Consider the following 15,547-nt stretch of genomic DNA (forward strand, 5'->3'; position numbering starts at 1 on the left):
TAGCTTTGTAGATGCCTCAGCAAGCAGCCCTTGGAGGGAACCATGCGTTCGAAATCCATTCGTGTTGGATTGGTGGGAGTTGGCAATTGCGCCTCGTCATTGGTTCAAGGACTTACCTACTATGATAACGCCCGGGAAAACGAGCCGGTTCCAGGTCTCATGCACGTTGATCTCGGCGGATATCATGTGCACGATATTGAGATATCCGCGGCCTTCGACGTCGCCGCTTCAAAAGTAGGGCGCGATGTCGCGGAGGCGATATACGCCGAACCAAACAACACGCAGCGTTTCGCAGATGTCGCTCCGCTTGGCGTCGAGGTGAAACGCGGCAGGACGATGGATGGGATAGGGAAGTATCTCCAGGATCGGATCGAGGAATCGGCGGAGCCGCCGGCGGACGTAGCGGAAATCCTCAGGCAAACCGGGACGGACGTGCTAGTTTCCTATCTTCCCGTTGGCTCCGAAGAAGCAACCAAGTGGTATGCCGAACAGGCGCTGGCGGCAGGTTGCGCTTTTATCAATTGCATTCCGGTATTCATAGCCTCCAAACCGGAATGGCAGCAGAAGTTCGCCGCCCGGAAGCTGCCGATCATCGGCGACGATATCAAGAGCCAGGTGGGGGCAACGATCGTCCACCGAATGCTCGTCAATCTCTTCCGCGAACGGGGCGTCCGTGTGGATCGCACCTATCAGCTCAATTTCGGCGGAAACACTGATTTCCTCAATATGTTGGAGCGCGAGCGGCTGGAATCAAAGAAGATCTCCAAGACCCAGTCGGTCACCAGCCAATTGGATATTCCGCTTCCTGCCGACGATGTACATGTAGGACCAAGTGACCACGTCCCCTGGCTCACTGATCGCAAATGGGCTTATATCAGGCTCGAGGGCACCACTTTCGGCGGCGTGCCGCTCAATGCGGAGCTCAAGCTTGAGGTGTGGGACTCGCCCAATTCCGCCGGCGTTGTCATCGATGCAATACGCTGCGCGAAACTGGCCCTCGACAGAGGGCTGGGCGGAGCTCTGACAGGGCCGTCGAGCTACTTCATGAAATCGCCGCCGCAGCAGTTCACCGATTACGAGGCCCGCCGCCGGACGCAGAATTTCATCGACGATGAGGAGGATGTTCTGCTCGGAGCCGCGGAATGACGGCAACCTTCTTCCTGGTACGTCACGCAGCGCACGACAATGTCGGGAATTTCCTGGCGGGCCGTACAGCCGGTATTTCGCTTGGCGAATCCGGACGCTCGCAAGTTCAGCGTCTCGGGGAGAGGCTGCGCCGAGAGGACATCAATGAGATCTACACCAGCCCGCGCGAACGAACACGGGAGACTGCAGTAGGTATCGCATCAGCCTGTGGCCTGTCTCTGCCGCAAACGGACGATGCTTTGGACGAAGTGAATTTCGGCAACTGGTCCGGAAAAACCTTCGAAGTTCTCAATGATGATCCCCTTTGGCGCCGATGGAATACCACACGCAGCCTCGTCCGCACGCCAGGAGGCGAGACGATGCTGGACGTCCAAACTCGGATTTTCGGGCTCATAGAGACATTGGCCCGTCGCGGCAACGATAGGCGCTTAGCGCTAGTGTCTCATGCCGATGTCATCAAGGCGGCTGTCAGCCATGTTCTGGGACTGCCAATCGACGCTTGGTCCAGATTTGATATTGCACCGGCCTCCGTCACCACCGTTGTGGTCGGCGACTGGGGTGCAAAAGTGATGACGCTCAACGAAGTGACCTTATAACCCGTTCGTTAAATCCTGCCCGGGGAAGTCAAATGATCGAAGCCACGATGATCTGGAACGAGCCGAACAACAAATCGCACTGGGATCCGGAGATCGATCCTGAATGGAGCCTGTTTGCGCAAATGGCAATCCTGGCGGCCGATGCCATCGCAGCCAAGAATCCGGAACTGACGAAGGTGCTCGGCGGAATATCTCCAATCGACCCCTTCTTCATCAGCCGCATGAAGAATTACGGCGTGCTCGATCACCTCGATGCCGTCGCGCTGCATGGTTTCCCCCTCGACTGGAATCTCTGGCAAATTCATGAGTGGCCGGAGAAAATCAACGAAATACGCGCTGTCACCGATCTGCCGATCTGGGTCAGCGAAGTGGGCGTCTCGACCTTCGGTGCGGAGGAAGTGCAATTGTGGGGCCTTCAACGAACTGCCGAGTTGCTCAAGGGCAAAGTCGAGCGCTGCCAATGGTACAGCCTCTACGACCTGCCTCGATCATGGGAGGCAACAACGCGTCATCGCGAAGCCGAAGGCTCCTCCTACTATCGGCACTACTATATGGGCATTCTGCGCGAAGACGGAACGCCCAAACCGGCGCTTGAGGAGTTTGCCAAACACACGCCTGATTTAGGGCTGGTGCAATGGTTCCACTTCGAAGACCCGCGGCTGGATGAGGCTGCTGCCTGGATGAGGCGGTTAGGCGTGAAATCTGTGCGCACCGGACTTTCCTGGGCGGACCGATTCCGGCCCAACGCCCTCGATTGGTTCGACCGGCAGATGCAGGCCCTCGAAGATTTCGACGTAACGGTGACGTTCTGCTTCACGCCGGAGCATAGAGGTATCGCGCCGCACCATACCAGTGCGCCCCTGGTGCCCGAAGAATTCGCCGGCTTCTGCGAAGAAATGGTCGAACGTTACGCACCACGCAGGGATAGCGGATATGTGTCGCGCGTTGCCAAGTCAGCAGCCCGATTGCTGGGGCTTGAATCACGTGCGTCCCTCGGAGCCGGCTAAACCCAGGCTCTGGGCTATCCTGCCGATCGGTCCTCGGGAATAGGCGACCCCCTGATAGCATGCCAAGGCAGCACGAGCCCACAGAATGTAAAGTCTGGGGCTTTGCAAGAAAACGGCGATCGAAAAGACGCGATGACTCCAGAAGCTGATCCAATAGCGCATGATGTAAACCGCCATGCGCTGTCGGGACAAGCCATGTCTGCCGGGACGGACGCGTTTTCGCGGGCGCATGCCCATACGAGGCCAGGTCAGCCGGAATGCGAGGCCCTCGCGACGCTGGCGGAATCCGGCGGCCTGGGTGGCTACGACCAAGTCGGAATCGACGTAAGACAGTGCGATCCTGTTCTCAGCAATCCCCGCATGGATCACATCTAGAAGTGCTGTTGAGCGGACGATCACCACGTTCGTTCCTCTTCCATCAGAGGAGTAGGGCTCCTTCCAGGCATCCCCGAAAGCGATATCTGCGGTTTCTGCCACGACGTCGTCGCAGAAATTGCAGGCAGAATTCTGAAAAAAACCCGCACCCCAGTCCCCATCGACCAGATGCCACCAGTCCTGGGCGCACGTCTCGCCGTTTTCGAGTGTCAGCTGAGCCCGATACCAATTCGCAGGCCGATCCTGGGTTTTCTTCCTGTAGTCGAGCCGTTTAACCTTCCCGATGTCCTGCCCCATCTGCCATGCGAAGCTCTCGGCCATTCGCGCGCTTTTCATGTGGCCGCAAAACAGCCCAAGCGTGAAGGCAATTCGCTCCTTCAATACTGGGTCATCGGCACAGGCCAGTCGCACCGCCTTGATGAAACAAGGAATCCCAACCACGGCATACCGGCCCGGCGCCTCGCGAATGGACTGAAGCACTCCGGAAAGCTCGACTGGATAATATCGAGATTTAGCGCCCGCCTGAAGTTCCTGCAGATCACGTGACAGCGAATAATGAAACAGGCGCCGTTCCGATTGCGGATCATCGCTCTCCTTGACGTGAGCAACACCGTCGACAAGCCCCAGGCGCAGCAATTCCGCTGCCACCCAGGTGACCATTCCGCCGGAGCTGCCGTTCGAACGGTACTCCCCTTCCTCGACATAGCCGACAAAGGCAGCCTCGTAACGACCCAGCAGAGGGTCTCGGTTTTTCGCACCGGCAAAACATTCGGCCGCCAATTCATCCTCGTCCCGGGCCACCGGTGAAAACGGGCAAATTCGCGCAAAATCTTCATCACGGGCCTGCAACCACGTCTTCGGGCCTGCCGGCTTCATCTGCCCGTACCGGTCGAGTTCCATGTGCACATCAGGTCGCGCTGACCTTGCGACACAGGAGCCGCAGCCGATGCAGCAGCCGGAGCCTGCAATATCCTTGGGAGCGATGCCTGGCGCGAGCCGATTCTTTTGACCGGAGCTATTGCAAGGCATGGCTGAGATAGGCGTTGGATGTGTCGCGCAGCGAAGATATCCGCTCGGAAATGCCCATAGGAAGGGGATTACCGAGGATGCCATCCAGATGCGTGGAAGTCGTATCTTCGGTCAGAACATGATCTTCAGCTCGGACGAGCCGCGTTAGATCGCGAATCTTGTTGGAACGGTAATCTGAGAGGACGCATGCAAACGGCTTATCGTTGACCAGCGAGAACACGCATCCATGAAAGAAGTTCGTCACGACAGCCTTTGCTTCGGAAATAAAGCTGGCGAAGTCCTCCGGGCCGGCGTCAATCCATTGCTCATCGGCCCAATCGTTCCGATAGCCGATGCTGACGAGCGGATAGTCCCGGTCTCCTGCCCACCGGCGCACGGTATCCTGAAACCATGTGGGAAAACTGTGGCCGTAGACGGCTATATAGGCTGCCGCCTCCCCGTCATCCCGGCTCGCCTTCATCGTCTGCGGAAATTGCAGGCAGGGGTCGAGAACGAGTTCGGGCTCTATTCCCAATGTCTCGCGGATGATCCGCTCCGAATGGAGGTCCCGGACAGAAATATGAGAGAACTTTCGCAGCTTTTCCGCCCACCCCTCCAGTCGCTCCGACGATGTCAGACTTCCAAACGTCGCGGCATAGGAGACAACACGCCCGCATCGCAGGCCTTCTCCATAAAACACCGGATACCCGCCATACCAGGGATGGCGAAGGTTCCACACCTCGTCGCTGCCGACGACGATGAGCGAATAGTCGTCCATCGCGGCTGGGTTCTCCAAGGGAAACGGCGATGAAAGAGGCAAGCTGGCAAACGATTGAAAGAATTTCCGGATCTTTGCTTTGTAGAGCGGGTAGTCTTCCTTCGGCGTTGCGGCAGGAAGCAGCGGTTTCAGCGCGCATTGCCATTCCGCGCGGTTCACGCGATCAGACATGTGTTCGAGAAGAACGGCTTCTACTCCCATGGACGCGAGGCCTTCGGCCAGACAGCGTGCCTGCCAATAGGAGCCATAATTTATGCAGCGATGAAAGGTAAGAATTCCGGCCTTAGACATCTGGTCCCTGAAGCAGATCGAATAGATTCCACTAACCGACCAACTCCAGTTCCGTTCCCAACAAACCGCAGCTCGCCTCTTGGTTCGGGAGCAGCTTTCTTCAGTATGTCGCAATGAATCAGATAACCCCCAGCTCAGCCGGGGGTTATCTGCAGTCTGGAGGCTGGAGCTTTTACTCCGGCCTTTCCGTTTTGCTTCGCTGAAACAGCTTAGTTGACCGATTTGTCGACCAGCTTGTTCTTGCCGATCCAGGGCATCATCCCGCGCAGCTTGGCGCCGACTTCCTCGATCTGATGGCTGTCGTTGTTGCGGCGGATACCCTTGAAGCGGGCCGCACCCGACCGGTATTCCTGCATCCATTCGGAGGTGAACTTGCCGGTCTGGATGTCCTTGAGCACGCGCTTCATCTCAGCCTTGGTTTCTTCGGTGATGATGCGCGGGCCGGTGACGTATTCGCCCCACTCGGCCGTGTTGGAGATCGAGTAGTTCATATTGGCGATGCCGCCTTCATAGATCAAGTCGACGATCAGCTTCACTTCGTGCAGGCACTCGAAATAGGCCATTTCAGGCGCATAGCCAGCCTCAACCAGCGTTTCGAAACCGGCGCGGATGAGCTCGACGAGACCGCCGCAGAGAACGACCTGTTCGCCGAAAAGGTCGGTTTCGCATTCTTCGCGGAAATTGGTTTCGATGATGCCGGAACGGCCGCCGCCAACGCCGCAGGCGTAGGAGAGAGCGAGTTCAAGGGCGTTGCCGGAGGCGTTCTGATGAACGGCAACGAGGCAGGGAACGCCGCCGCCCTTTTGGTATTCGCCGCGAACCGTGTGGCCCGGGCCCTTCGGGGCGATCATGACGACGTCGACGGAAGCCTTCGGCTCGATCAGGCCGAAGTGAACGTTGAGACCGTGGGCGAAAGCGATGGCAGCGCCGTCGCGGATGTTCGGAGCGATGTCTGACTTGTAGATGTCGGCCTGGAGTTCGTCCGGCGTCGCCATCATCATCAGGTCGGCCCATCCGGCGGCTTCGGCGACGGTCATGACCTTGAAGCCATCGGCCTCGGCCTTCTTGACGGTGGGCGAACCGGCTTTGAGCGCGATGGCGACGTTCTGGGCGCCGCTGTCCTTCAGGTTCAGCGCATGGGCGCGGCCCTGCGAGCCGTAGCCGATGACGGCGACCCTCTTGGCCTTGATGAGGTTGAGATCGGCATCACGATCGTAATAGACGCGCATTTGAAGTTCCTTCCCTTGTGCTTGTCCTGTTGAGTGTCATTAAGGCGAAATCAGCCGAGAGCCGGCATCTCCGCCAGAACCTTCTCCGTGCCGTAAAGCCGGAGGAAGGCGGTCACCGCCCTCTCCGCCTGGCGTGCGGTATCCTTGAGGCCCGGTTCGCCGAGCAGCATGCGCACATGCAGGTCGGAAACGACAAGGCCGTAAAGCGTGTGATAGGCTTCGTCGGCATCGGCAAAGCGCAGGAGCCCTGCCCTCTTGCCGGCATCGATCAGCGCCATGGCGCGCCGGTCAATCTGGCGGCGGCCGCGTTCGAGCAGGAGCTTGCCGAGCTTCGAGCCGTCGCGGTGGGATTGGCCGATCGCCAGCCGGTTCAGCGCCAGCGAGACGTCGCCGGCGAGCACTTCCAGCAGGTCGCGGGCGAAGATGACGACATGGTCGTGCAGGCTCGTCGCCGTAAGCCGTTCGCCGTTGCGCTCGAAGGTGCGCACCTTGCTCGCCTGATAGGCGATCATCGCCGACAATAAGCCGTCGCGATCGCCGAACCACTTGTAGAGGCTTTCCTTCGAGCAATTGGCGGCGCGCGCAACACCCGAGGTCGTCAGCGCCTTCTCGCCGCCATCAACGAGCAGCCGCAGCGCCTGCTCCAGAACGGCGTTCTGGCGCGACGAAAATTCGCTCGGCTCAGCAATATCGACGGACACGGTCACGGCTCCCATATACGTACCGTACGGTACGGTTCGCGACCTTTATGCGGCAATCCGATCAGGCCGTCAAGCAGGCCCGGCAGATTTTTATACGGGAAAGGCCGGTGGCGCACCAGAATTGGATAGGCGGACACCGGATTGAGATTCCATAATGCTGCATAATGTCATTTGCCGGGAGATTTCTATGTCGCGTCTACCTGCTGCCCTTCTCCTAGCCGGAGCGATGCTCCTGGTAACGACGCCCTTCACCGGTCGCGCCGCCGCGCAGTCGGATAGTGAAGTCTATAACCGCATCGAGGAATTGCACGGTGATGCCGCCGGCATCGACCGGCCGCTGCGCCAACTCGTCCAGGCGATGCGCACCGGCGATGCCGAGACCATCGCAGGCCTTGCCGAATATCCCCTGAGCGTAAAGGCAGATGGCGAAACCTATAATGTCGAAAACGCCGAGGATTTCATCGAGAATTTCGACGATCTGGTGACGCCGGAGACCCGTCGCGCTGTCGGCGGCCAGCAATATGAGGATCTCTTCGTCAGCAGCGAAGGAGTCATGCTTGCAAATGGCGCTGTCTGGATGGGTGCAGTCTGCGACGACAACGCCTGCGAGGAAAGCCATTGGGCGATCATCGCCATCAATAACTAGTTCGCGGCATTTGCCGCGCAGCGCTGTCAGCCATCGCTGCGAAGCTTGCGCGCCAAAGTCTGAAGCTCCTTGAACGCTTCGTAACGCCTGCGGTGAAGATCTGAAATCTCGCCTTCTGACGGCTGAAAACGCTTTTCCACCTTGGTGAGATCGCTCATTGCCTCGCCAACATCGGCAAATTGCCGGCCGGCGACAGCGCCGAGAATGGCCGCTCCCAGCAATACCGGCTCCTCTGCCTTCGTCGCCACCACTGGCTTGCCGCTCGCATCGGCGAGCACCTGGCGGACGAGATCGTGCTGACCGGCCCCGCCGCTGATGACGATGTTATCGACGGTCACGCCCGCCTCGGCCTGCGTGTCGATGATCTGCCTGAGGCCGTAGCCGATGCCGCAAAGCCCGGCGATGTAGAGCGCGACCATGTTGTCGACGTCCCGTTCCATGCCGAGACCGGCAACGACCGCGCGGGCGTGCGGATCGGCAAAGGGTGCACGGTTGCCGAGGAATTCGGGAACGACATGCAGCCCGGCCGCCAGCCTGACGGCGTCGGAAGAACGGCCCGCCTTGCGGGTGGCCATGTCGGCAAGCAGGACCGGCAGCGCAACGCCGGCGCTCTTCGAAAGCTCCCTCGCCTCCCTGGCCGCGGGATGGAAGGAGAGGAGATGGTCGATCGCCGCACCGGCGGCGCTCTGGCCTCCCTCGTTCAGCCAGAGGCCCGGCACCATCGCCGAATAATAGGGCCCCCAGACACCGGGCACGAAAGACGGTTCTGTCGTCGATGTCATCGTGCAGGAAGAGGTCCCGAAGACATAGGCAAGGTTGGCTCGCGGATCGGCGCCGACGGTTCCGACACCGCCCGCATGAGCATCGATCAGCCCGGCTGCCACGGCAGTTCCGGGCGTCAGCCCGAGTTCCTCCGCCGCAGCCGCGCTCAGCCCCTGGCCGAGCGCCGAACCGGGCTCGACAATGACTTTGCCGATGCGGGCAAACCCTTCCTCCGCCAGCACGCCGAGACCGATCTGATGGAAATAACCGCTGTCCCACCGCTTCTCATGAGCGAGATAGGTCCATTTGCAGGTGACCGTGCAGGTCGAGCGCGAGAGGTCGCCGGTCGCTCGCCAGGTGAGGAAATCCGCAAGATCGAAGAATTGCCAGGCGGCATCGAATACCTGGGGGCGGTTTTCCCTGAGCCAGAGAAGCTTGGGCGTCTCCATCTCGGGCGAGATGCGGCCGCCGACATAGCGCAGCACGTCATGCCCGACGGCGTTGATGCGCTCCGCCTGCGGGACGGCGCGGTGGTCCATCCAGACGATGATGTCCCGGTCCGGATCTTCCGAAGGCCCGACTGGAAGCGGCTTGCCCCCTTCGCCGAGGACGACGAGCGAGCAGGTGGCGTCAAAACCGAGCCCGACCACTGAAGCCGGATCGACGCCGGCTGCGGCGACGGCCTCTCGCACAGCCGCGCAAACGGCGCTCCAGATTTCGCTGCTCGATTGTTCGACGATGGAACCGGCTTCATGAAACAGGCTGATATTCCGCTTGGCGGAGGCAAGCATGCTGCCGGCCATATCGAACAGGCCGGCCCGGGCGCTGCCGGTGCCGACATCGACGCCGATGACATATTTGGCGCCGGCTTCTGCGGTGTGAGATGTGTCGCTCATGATCTCTCGTTTCGGATCGGCAAGGATCGGGTTGATTAGCAGCTGCAGTCGATCTTCAATGTCTGTTGTCTGGAAAAATCCCCGCCTCCAGGGACATTACGCGGTCACGGCGACATGGCAAGGAGGCTGGCGCTGAACGCGCCCTCCGCCCGGGGCGCCATCACAGCCTCCCTCCGACTTTTTCCAGAATGGCGGGGAGCTCCCCCGCCCCAGTCGCAACGGCGGCGGCTCCGGCGGCATCAAGCACGGCGCGGCGGCCCGGCCTCGGATCGGCCGGATCGACGAATCCGATGGCCGTCATGCCTGCGGCGATTGCTGCCGCCACACCATGAACGCTGTCGTCGATCATGATGCATCTGGCCGGCCGGGCCCGGAAACGCTCGGCGCAATGCAGCAGCAGATCGGGGGCCGGCTTCGGCCGGGAGACGAATTCGGCGCTGAAGACGCCTTCCCCAAAGGCGCTCCAGAGATCGAGTTTGCCCAAGCTGTTGCGCAGCCGCCGCATCGTGCTGTTCGATGCGACGCATTTAGGGCGGTCGAGACTGTTGACGACCTCGGCAATGCCGGCAATGGGCGTCAGCGAGCGCGCGAATTCCTCGAATAGATGAAGATGCCACTTTTCGAACAACGTAGCGATATCGATGATCCCGTATTCGTGCCGGCACATCTCGGCGATGATGCTTTCCGAATTGCCGGTGAACTTGACATGAGCCTGCGCTGCGGTGATCGCAATGCCTGCGCCTTGGAGCGTTTCCGCCAGGGTACGGCTGGCAATCGGTTCGCTGTCGATCAGCACGCCGTCGCAATCGAAGATCACGAGATCGACGCTGTCCATGGTGCCTGACATGCCGGGATAATCGATGCGGCTATTGAGCATGCCTCACCCCCGCGCCTGCAAGGCGAGGTCCGGACGGTCCGTGGTTATCTGTCTGATCGGTTTGGCAAGCCAATATTCGAGATCGCTCATTTCGTTCGGAACCCAGGCCCCGAGCCGGTCGAGCGGCACGAGCCTGGTGATCTCCTCCCACTTCGCCTGAAGCAGCGACTTTTCGACGGCGATGATATCCGAATATTGCATCATCAGGCTGAGGCCGCTCGCAAGGCCGAGACGCTCGGCAGACTTGGCGTCGAAGGACGACAAGGTGCGAATTCCAGGGGCGGCCTTGCGAATATCGGCAAGCACGTCGGGATGAAAACTCGTCAGGATCGAGCGCTCCATAAGACCAAGCCGCTCGACGGCGGCAAATGCCTCGGCGGCGAGCCCCTCGTAAGGCGTCCCATCGGCGTGGGTCTTCAGTTCGATATGAAGCTCGAGGGGCGTATTCTTGAAGACGGCGAGGACCTCTTCCAGGGTGGGGATCGCTTCCCCGTCACTGTCCTTGAGGCTGATTTCACGATGTTTTCCTGAGCCGAGATCGGCGACCGGCCCGCGCGCATCCGTTGTGCGCTCCAGCGTCGGGTCGTGAATGACGAGCATTTCGCCCGAACGCGTCAGGTGGATGTCGAACTCCACGCCGTCGACAGGCATCTGCGCGAGTTTGCGGAAGCCCGAGAGACTGTTCTCGGGCCAGAGATTGCGGCCGCCACGGTGGCCGATGATATGCACCATCGTCTGAATATCCTTGAGATGTCGCGTGTTACTTTCCGGAGTCCACCAGTCCCTTTGTGAACCAGCGTTGCATGAAGAGAATGACAGCCGCCGGCGGCAGCATGACGAGCAGCGCAGCGCTCATCGCAATGTTCCAGGCGGGCGCGGAGTCGGAGACCGGGACGAGCTGCTTCAGCCCGAGGACGGCCGTTCCCATCTCCTTGTTGGTGGTGAAGAGCAGCGGCCACAAATACTGGTTCCAGCCATAGAGAAACAGGATGATCGATAGCGCAGCGATATTGGCGCTCGACAGCGGCAGCAGGATATCCTTGAAGAACTTCAGAGGGCCGGCGCCGTCGAGCTTGGCCGCCTCGCAAAGTTCGTCGGGAACGGTCAGGAAAAACTGCCGGAACAGGAAGGTCGCCGAGGCGGAGGCGATCAGCGGCAGGATCAGGCCAGCATAGCTGTTGACCATGGTCCATTTCAACGAGGCTTCGATGCTGTATCCGGTCAGGTCTTCGACGATACCGGACAGGCCGATCGTGCCAGCCAGCCAGCGGATCGGCCCGGCCGCATCTGCGACCGCTTCATAGGTCGGAATAATGCGGACCTCGACCGGAAGCATCAGCGACACGAAGATCAGCCAGAACGCCGTCATGCGGAACGGGAAGCGGAAATAGGTGACGCCGAACGCGGCGATCAGCGAGATCGCCAGCTTGCCGACGACGATGCCGGCGGTGACGATGATCGAATTCAGGAACAGCTGGGAGAACTCGCCCTGTTGCCAGGCGGCGGCCAGGTTTTCGAAGAAATGCGAGCCCGGCACCACCGGGAACGGCGCCTGCTGAACCTCCTGCAAGGTCAGCGAGCCGGCGACGAAGGCGAAGTAGAGCGGCAGGCAGACAAAAGCCGCGCCGATCAGCAATATGGCGTGGCAGAAGATCGAAAGACCGAGATGGCGTTCGGGCATGGCTACACCTGGTAATTGACCTTGCGCTCGAGAGCGCGGAATTGAACGATGGTGAAGAGGATGGCAATCAGCATCAAAAGCACGGATTGCGCGGCCGACGAGCCGAGGTCTAGCTGCACGAAACCATCCTGATACACCTTGTAGACCAGACTGTTCGTCGCCCCGGCCGGGCCGCCGCGGGTGACCGCGTCGATAATGCCGAAGGTTTCAAACAGGCCGTAGACGAAGTTCATCACCACGAGGAAGAAGATCGTCGGCGAGATCAGCGGAAGTGAAATCGTGAAGAAGCGCCGGACGGGTCTTGCGCCGTCGAGCTTTGCCGCTTCCAGAAGCGAGACAGGCACAGCAAGCAATGCGGCGACGAGAAATATGTAGTCGTAGCAGACATTCTTCCAGACAGAAGCGATGGTCACCAGCAGCTGCGCATCGAAAGGCCGCCGGTTCGGATCCCAGTCGAAGCCGAACCCGTGCAGAAGCTGCGCGATCGGCCCAACCGCCGGATTGAACAGGAAGGCCCAGATCACGCCCGATATGACAGGCGCGATCGCATAGGGAAGGAGGATGATGCTCTTGTAGATCCCCCTGCCCCTGATCACAAAATCGGTCGCGAAGGCAAACAGCCCGGCAAGCAGAAGCGTCGCGCAGTTCTGTGCAACGGTGAACCAGAGCGTGAACAGCGCGCTGCCGCGATATTCCGGGCTGGCGAAGAGATTGTAGAAATTTGTCAGTCCGATGAAAATCTCGGTGCCGCCGAAGGGATCGACCTGAACGAAGGCCAGCGATAGCGCCTTGTAAGAGGGAATGAAAAAGAAGAACAGCAGGATCAGCAGCTGCGGCGCGACAAGGCCGAAGGCAAGCCACGGTCTGTTGAAGTGGGCGGACTTCAACCCGGGCTCCGACGGCTGCGCGACCGAGCGGCCCGTCGACAGAAGATCGGGGATGCGAAGGCGCCGCGCGGCGCCTTCCATCCTTCCCAAGGTTCTACTTTGCTGCATGAAGCTGCTCATACTGGCGAAGGATCTGGTTTCCGCGGGTCGCCGCCGCATCCAGCGCCTGTTGCGGGGTCTTCTGGCCGGTCCAGACGCCCTGGATCTCTTCCACCAGAAGTGCCATCGACTGGTTATGATTGCCGAAGCGGAAGCCGCGCGAATTGTCTGTCGGGGTACCGCGCGTGAGCTGGAGAATGGCGATCTCGCGGGTCGGGTGGTCCTTGAAGTAGCCCTCGGACTTGGCCTGCTCATAGGCTGTATTCGTCACCGGGACATAGCCTGTCTGCTTGCTCCACCAGACCTGCGTCTTCGGTGAGGCGACGAAGTTCAGGAAGGCCGCCGCGCCGGCATATTCTTCTTCCGACTTGCCTTTGAGAACCCAGAGCGCCCCGCCGCCAATGGTGCTGTTTTTCGGCTCGATGCCTTCCTCATGCGGCAGGAACGTTGCGCTCCAATTGAATTTCGCGCCGCTCTCGACGGCGGCGTGCGCCGCGGTGGAGGCCACATAAGTCGAGCAGGTTCCAGAGGTGAACAGCTGGTCCGGCGAGAGCCCCTGCCCGGCGATCTGCAGGATGCCGGCGTCCATCCACGTCTTGAGGCGTGTCACCTGACCGACCATCAATGGGCTCTTGTTGAAGATGAATTCGGTGTCGAGGCCGCCGAAGCCATTCGCCTTGGTACCGTAAGGCTGGTCCTGGATCGCCGCGTAGTTCTCGATCAGGCTCCAGTAGAAGTCGTTCGCAAGCGCCATCTGGCACTTCGAGACACCTTTCTCCTTGATAGCGCGCAGTTGCTTGTCGAGCTCCTGCCAGGTCTGGCCCGGCTTGTCGAAGCCGGCTGCCTTGAAGTGATCGGCATTGTACCAGAAGATCGGCGTTGAGCTGTTGAAGGGCATCGCCGCCGGCTTGCCGTCGACCAGATAGAAGCCCGCGACCGGCGCGACGAAATCATTCCAGTCGACCTTGTAGCCTTCCTTCTCCATCAGCTGCGGCACTGGAATGATGGCGCCGGAATTGTACATGGTGAGGAACCCGCGCTCGGCGGCCTGGATCAGCACCGGCTGCTGATGGACGCGGTAGGCGGCCACCATCGCCGCCATGGTCTCCTCGTAATTGCCTTTGCCGATGCCGACGACCTCGTATTTGTCCTGCGAGGCGTTGAAGTCCTTAATCAGCTGGGTGGTGATTTCGGCCAAGCGGCCGCCTGCCGCATTCCACCATTCGATCTTGACGCGATCGGCGGCGCTGGCGTGGCCTGCATTCGTCAGCCCGAGCCCCACCAGTGCAGCGCCCGCCGCGAATGACCGGATTGTCCGTCCGAAACGGGATCCTATCAAAGACATTGCCGTCATTTCGTTTTCCTCTCCATTGCCTTTGTTCGCCGACCGGTGCGTGGAGCGCCGGTCAACCCCTCCCAGAGCGGCGATAAAACAAGGTTGGGGTCACTTGTTACAAATGTCAATAGCGTGTTACAAATGTATGACGACCTCGGGGGAAGGATATCATGGCGGCTATCGAACTGATCGACCTGAAGAAGAACTACGGACCGGTTCCGGCAGTGAAAGGCATCAATCTGACTGTCGCGGACGGCGAAATGATTGTGCTGGTCGGCCCATCAGGATGCGGAAAATCGACCTTGCTGCGGATGATTGCGGGCCTGGAAGCCATAAGCTCCGGGCACATCAGGATTTCAGGCAATGACGTTGGCCAGGTCGATCCGGCCGACCGCAACATCGCGATGGTCTTCCAGAACTACGCGCTCTATCCTCACATGACCGTTCGGCAGAATCTCGAATACGGACTTAAGAACCGCCGCGTTCCTCGCCACGAGATCGACCGGCGGATCGCTGACGCCGCCGACATTCTGGAAATCGGCGAATTTCTCGAGCGACGCCCCCGTCAGCTCTCAGGCGGACAGCGCCAACGCGTCGCCATGGGCCGCGCTCTCGTCCGCGATCCCGCCGCCTTCCTCTTCGACGAACCCTTGTCCAATCTGGATGCGAAGCTTCGCGTGCAAATGCGCGTCGAAATTCGGAGGTTGCAGCGGCAGCTTAAGACGACCAGCCTCTATGTGACGCACGACCAGCTCGAGGCGATGACGCTCGCCGACAGGCTTGTCGTCATGAACGGCGGCCGAATCGAGCAGATCGGGACACCGATCGAGGTGTATCGCCGTCCCGAAACCGTCTTCGTTGCCGGCTTCATCGGTTCTCCGCCGATGAACCTGATCGAACTGGATGAACTCGGCCCCAGCGACCTCGCGCTTCCGAGAGACACGGATCTCGTCGGCATCAGACCCGGTTCGATCAGCCTCGGCGCCGGATCGGCGCATGATCTCCGGTTCGATGGCCATGTCGAATTGATCGAAACCGTCGGCGATGAGAACAACGTGCATCTGCGCATCGACGAAAGCCGGAAGCGCATCGTCGCGAGCGTGCCTACTGATCGACATCTGCGGGAAAACGACCGCATTTCGTGTCATGTAGGCACGGAAGCCTTGCATCCCTTCAACAAGTCGACCGGCCGGAGAACCGACTGACAGGTGAAGCGGCTGACGACGGGCTCC

15 protein-coding genes are annotated in these 15,547 nt (G+C 60.2%); 5 read left to right on the plus strand and 10 right to left on the minus strand.

Annotated features, from left to right (window positions below):
• Positions 1-42 precede the first annotated feature (42 nt).
• The 3 genes from NXC14_RS14240 to NXC14_RS14250 are packed head-to-tail and all read left to right on the plus strand — an operon-like array spanning position 43 to position 2,749.
• Entirely contained in the window at positions 43-1,146 is a 1,104-nt protein-coding gene (locus tag NXC14_RS14240; protein ID WP_085778686.1) for an inositol-3-phosphate synthase, read from the plus strand.
• Positions 1,143-1,742 (plus strand): histidine phosphatase family protein, encoded by a 600-nt coding sequence (locus tag NXC14_RS14245; RefSeq protein ID WP_085778687.1) that lies wholly within the window; start codon positions 1,143-1,145, stop codon positions 1,740-1,742. Before NXC14_RS14240 ends, NXC14_RS14245 begins: the two co-directional genes overlap by 4 nt.
• A gap of 32 nt (positions 1,743-1,774) precedes the next feature.
• Positions 1,775-2,749, plus strand: coding sequence for a beta-xylosidase (locus tag NXC14_RS14250; protein WP_085778688.1), 975 nt, complete (start codon positions 1,775-1,777; stop codon positions 2,747-2,749).
• Here the strand turns inward: NXC14_RS14250 and NXC14_RS14255 are convergent.
• The 4 genes from NXC14_RS14255 to NXC14_RS14270 all read right to left on the minus strand — a co-directional run bounded on the left by NXC14_RS14255 (position 2,723) and on the right by NXC14_RS14270 (position 7,146).
• On the minus strand, positions 2,723-4,024 hold the full coding sequence (locus tag NXC14_RS14255; protein ID WP_085778689.1) for a Coenzyme F420 hydrogenase/dehydrogenase, beta subunit C-terminal domain: 1,302 nt from the start codon (positions 4,022-4,024) through the stop codon (positions 2,723-2,725). The genes NXC14_RS14250 and NXC14_RS14255 overlap by 27 nt on opposite strands.
• Before the next feature lie 115 nt (positions 4,025-4,139).
• Positions 4,140-5,201 (minus strand): polysaccharide pyruvyl transferase family protein, encoded by a 1,062-nt coding sequence (locus tag NXC14_RS14260; RefSeq protein ID WP_085778690.1) that lies wholly within the window; start codon positions 5,199-5,201, stop codon positions 4,140-4,142.
• A 209-nt stretch (positions 5,202-5,410) separates the two neighbouring features.
• Positions 5,411-6,430 carry a ketol-acid reductoisomerase gene (ilvC, locus tag NXC14_RS14265; protein WP_085778691.1) on the minus strand — a complete coding sequence of 340 codons (1,020 nt, stop codon included), beginning with the start codon at positions 6,428-6,430 and terminating at the stop codon, positions 5,411-5,413.
• 50 nt (positions 6,431-6,480) lie between these two features.
• Complete coding sequence (locus NXC14_RS14270; protein WP_176536237.1) at positions 6,481-7,146, minus strand: TetR/AcrR family transcriptional regulator C-terminal domain-containing protein; 666 nt, start codon at positions 7,144-7,146, stop codon at positions 6,481-6,483.
• 172 nt (positions 7,147-7,318) lie between these two features.
• On the opposite strand from NXC14_RS14270, the gene NXC14_RS14275 reads away from it, so the two are divergent.
• A complete protein-coding gene (locus NXC14_RS14275; RefSeq protein WP_085778692.1) occupies positions 7,319-7,777 on the plus strand; it encodes a hypothetical protein in 459 nt (152 codons plus the stop codon).
• A 26-nt stretch (positions 7,778-7,803) separates the two neighbouring features.
• Here the strand turns inward: NXC14_RS14275 and NXC14_RS14280 are convergent, their stop codons facing one another.
• The 6 genes from NXC14_RS14280 to NXC14_RS14305 all read right to left on the minus strand — a co-directional run bounded on the left by NXC14_RS14280 (position 7,804) and on the right by NXC14_RS14305 (position 14,333).
• A complete protein-coding gene (locus tag NXC14_RS14280; RefSeq protein WP_085778693.1) occupies positions 7,804-9,435 on the minus strand; it encodes an FGGY-family carbohydrate kinase in 1,632 nt (543 codons plus the stop codon).
• A 160-nt stretch (positions 9,436-9,595) separates the two neighbouring features.
• Positions 9,596-10,312: an HAD-IA family hydrolase gene (locus tag NXC14_RS14285; RefSeq protein ID WP_085778694.1), complete on the minus strand. Its 717-nt coding sequence runs from the start codon at positions 10,310-10,312 to the stop codon at positions 9,596-9,598.
• A gap of 3 nt (positions 10,313-10,315) precedes the next feature.
• Positions 10,316-11,044: a glycerophosphodiester phosphodiesterase family protein gene (locus NXC14_RS14290; RefSeq protein ID WP_085778695.1), complete on the minus strand. Its 729-nt coding sequence runs from the start codon at positions 11,042-11,044 to the stop codon at positions 10,316-10,318.
• A gap of 28 nt (positions 11,045-11,072) precedes the next feature.
• Positions 11,073-11,993: an ABC transporter permease subunit gene (locus NXC14_RS14295; protein ID WP_085778696.1), complete on the minus strand. Its 921-nt coding sequence runs from the start codon at positions 11,991-11,993 to the stop codon at positions 11,073-11,075.
• A 2-nt stretch (positions 11,994-11,995) separates the two neighbouring features.
• The gene (locus tag NXC14_RS14300; RefSeq protein ID WP_198175530.1) at positions 11,996-12,961 is read right to left on the minus strand and encodes an ABC transporter permease subunit; all 966 of its coding nucleotides are present in this window, start codon (positions 12,959-12,961) and stop codon (positions 11,996-11,998) included.
• A gap of 13 nt (positions 12,962-12,974) precedes the next feature.
• Entirely contained in the window at positions 12,975-14,333 is a 1,359-nt protein-coding gene (locus tag NXC14_RS14305; protein WP_085778697.1) for an extracellular solute-binding protein, read from the minus strand.
• 152 nt (positions 14,334-14,485) lie between these two features.
• Here NXC14_RS14305 and NXC14_RS14310 point away from each other — a divergent pair, with 152 nt between their 5' ends.
• Positions 14,486-15,520 (plus strand): sn-glycerol-3-phosphate import ATP-binding protein UgpC, encoded by a 1,035-nt coding sequence (locus NXC14_RS14310; RefSeq protein WP_085778698.1) that lies wholly within the window; start codon positions 14,486-14,488, stop codon positions 15,518-15,520.
• Positions 15,521-15,547 lie beyond the last annotated feature (27 nt).

It is taken from the genome of Rhizobium sp. NXC14 (assembly GCF_002117485.1).
Classification (GTDB): domain Bacteria; phylum Pseudomonadota; class Alphaproteobacteria; order Rhizobiales; family Rhizobiaceae; genus Rhizobium.

Excerpts from the sequence above, each read along its gene's own strand:
- NXC14_RS14295 (WP_085778696.1), bottom strand. The coding sequence starts at position 11,993 with ATGCCCGAACGCCATCTCGGTCTTTCGATCTTCTGCCACGCCATATTG.
- NXC14_RS14285 (WP_085778694.1), bottom strand. The coding sequence starts at position 10,312 with ATGCTCAATAGCCGCATCGATTATCCCGGCATGTCAGGCACCATGGAC.
- NXC14_RS14275 (WP_085778692.1), top strand. The coding sequence starts at position 7,319 with ATGTCGCGTCTACCTGCTGCCCTTCTCCTAGCCGGAGCGATGCTCCTG.
- NXC14_RS14240 (WP_085778686.1), top strand. The coding sequence starts at position 43 with ATGCGTTCGAAATCCATTCGTGTTGGATTGGTGGGAGTTGGCAATTGC.
- NXC14_RS14260 (WP_085778690.1), bottom strand. The coding sequence starts at position 5,201 with ATGTCTAAGGCCGGAATTCTTACCTTTCATCGCTGCATAAATTATGGC.
- NXC14_RS14280 (WP_085778693.1), bottom strand. The coding sequence starts at position 9,435 with ATGAGCGACACATCTCACACCGCAGAAGCCGGCGCCAAATATGTCATC.
- NXC14_RS14270 (WP_176536237.1), bottom strand. The coding sequence starts at position 7,146 with ATGGGAGCCGTGACCGTGTCCGTCGATATTGCTGAGCCGAGCGAATTT.
- NXC14_RS14255 (WP_085778689.1), bottom strand. The coding sequence starts at position 4,024 with ATGGAACTCGACCGGTACGGGCAGATGAAGCCGGCAGGCCCGAAGACG.
- NXC14_RS14305 (WP_085778697.1), bottom strand. The coding sequence starts at position 14,333 with ATGACGGCAATGTCTTTGATAGGATCCCGTTTCGGACGGACAATCCGG.
- ilvC (WP_085778691.1), bottom strand. The coding sequence starts at position 6,430 with ATGCGCGTCTATTACGATCGTGATGCCGATCTCAACCTCATCAAGGCC.
- NXC14_RS14310 (WP_085778698.1), top strand. The coding sequence starts at position 14,486 with ATGGCGGCTATCGAACTGATCGACCTGAAGAAGAACTACGGACCGGTT.
- NXC14_RS14290 (WP_085778695.1), bottom strand. The coding sequence starts at position 11,044 with ATGGTGCATATCATCGGCCACCGTGGCGGCCGCAATCTCTGGCCCGAG.
- NXC14_RS14245 (WP_085778687.1), top strand. The coding sequence starts at position 1,143 with ATGACGGCAACCTTCTTCCTGGTACGTCACGCAGCGCACGACAATGTC.
- NXC14_RS14250 (WP_085778688.1), top strand. The coding sequence starts at position 1,775 with ATGATCGAAGCCACGATGATCTGGAACGAGCCGAACAACAAATCGCAC.
- NXC14_RS14300 (WP_198175530.1), bottom strand. The coding sequence starts at position 12,961 with ATGGAAGGCGCCGCGCGGCGCCTTCGCATCCCCGATCTTCTGTCGACG.